Genomic DNA, 1,466 nt, shown 5'->3' on the forward strand with positions numbered 1-1,466 from the left:
CGGCGAGGGACAAGAGGTGCGGTTTGCGGATGCCGGGGGCGGCGTCGAAATCGAAGGTGGCGAAGGTCTTGCCTGCGGGCAAGCCGGACTGGTCGCGATGGCGCTGGATGCGCCGGGAGGAGCGATCGGCCATCTCGATCTCGAGAAGCGAGGCCAGCAGGTTGGCGGCCGGCCAGCCATCGAGATCGGCGGTGTCGGTGAGGCGCTTCCAGTTGCGGTTGATACTCGGCAGGCGCAAGGCCTTGAGCAGGGTAGGCAGCACGGCGGCGGCCTGGTCCTTGGTGCGGGTCATCAGTACACCTCCCCGCTGGCGATCAAGCTGTTGTAGCTGTGCAGATCGGGAGGCGGGATAGTGACATCGCGCTGCGATCTTGCGGTTGGCAGGAACTCGTCCCTGAGCGCATCGACATCGGGCAAGCGCCCTCTGTCGAGTGCCTCATCGATCCGCCGGGCCAGCACGTCGACACAGTCGCCCCTGGCGGCGATATCGAGCAGCGCGACGGCATCGCGGCAGGCCTGCCGTCCATCGAGTTGGGCATCGAAGGCTTGCCAGGCCCGCCGGTAGGCGTGATCGGGGAACAGGGCTTCGCGGTAGACGAGGTTGCGCAGCGCACCGGGCTTGCGGCGCAGGCTACCGATCATGTGCCGGAAATCGATGCTGTGCCCCCGGTGGGGATGACTGATCCGCACACGCGGCGTGGACATTACCCTGTCCGGACCGAGGAAGAGCTCAATGCGATCGTCAAAGAGATGCGCGTTGAGGCGCCGTCCGACGAGGCGGGAAGGCACCAAATAGGTAACCCGATCGATGGCGACGGTGCCGTTGCGGGTGACATCGACGGTGACCATGGCGAAATCGGTGGTTCGCCTTGCGGGCAGCGCCTTGAGTACCCTGCGTTCTGCATCGATGTGCGCAGCATGCCGCCGGTTCTGTCTGGCGACCTGCGCCTCAACGAACTCGCGCCAGGCCTCGATGCTGACGAAATCGCGGCTTCCCCGCCGGCGTAAGGCCTGATCGAGCCGTCGCTTGAGATGGGCATGCGGACCTTCGATCGATCCGTTCTCGTGCGCCTCGCCGCGGTTGTTGCGGGTAGCGAGCATGCCGTAATGACGGCACAGCTCGTCATAGCTTCGGGTAAAATCCCGCTGCGCATCGGCGTCGAGGTTTTTGTAGGCGGCTGACAGGGAATCGCTGCGGTGTTCGGCCGGCGCGCCGCCCAGCTTCCACAAGGCATCCTGCAGGTGCTCCGAAAGGGCGGCAAAGCTCTCCCCGCCCAGCACGACAGCCGCATGCTCCCAGCCACTCGCCGCCAAGCGGAAGTGGTAAAGGCGATAGGCTAGGGTCTCGCCGGCAACGGTGACCTTGAGACTGTCGCATACCGTGAAATCCGACAGGCCCTGCCGACCGGGCTCATGATGCTGCGGGAAGAAGATCTCCTTCTCGCCGCCGTGCAGTGCCCGCCAGC

The 1,466-nt window shown here is 65.4% G+C and carries 2 protein-coding genes; both read right to left on the reverse strand.

Going from position 1 to position 1,466, the window contains the following annotated elements:
* Positions 1-292, reverse strand: a 292-nt coding sequence (locus tag SxD43FB_RS23545; RefSeq protein ID WP_255245888.1) for an ATP-binding protein, incomplete at its 3' end; no start/stop codon positions are given.
* Positions 292-1,466 (reverse strand): DDE-type integrase/transposase/recombinase (locus tag SxD43FB_RS23550; RefSeq protein WP_096064157.1); only part of this gene is annotated, 1,175 nt, incomplete at its 5' end. The genes SxD43FB_RS23550 and SxD43FB_RS23545, both read right to left, overlap by 1 nt.

It is taken from the genome of Sphingobium sp. D43FB, from assembly GCF_002312805.1.
Taxonomy (GTDB): domain Bacteria; phylum Pseudomonadota; class Alphaproteobacteria; order Sphingomonadales; family Sphingomonadaceae; genus Sphingobium.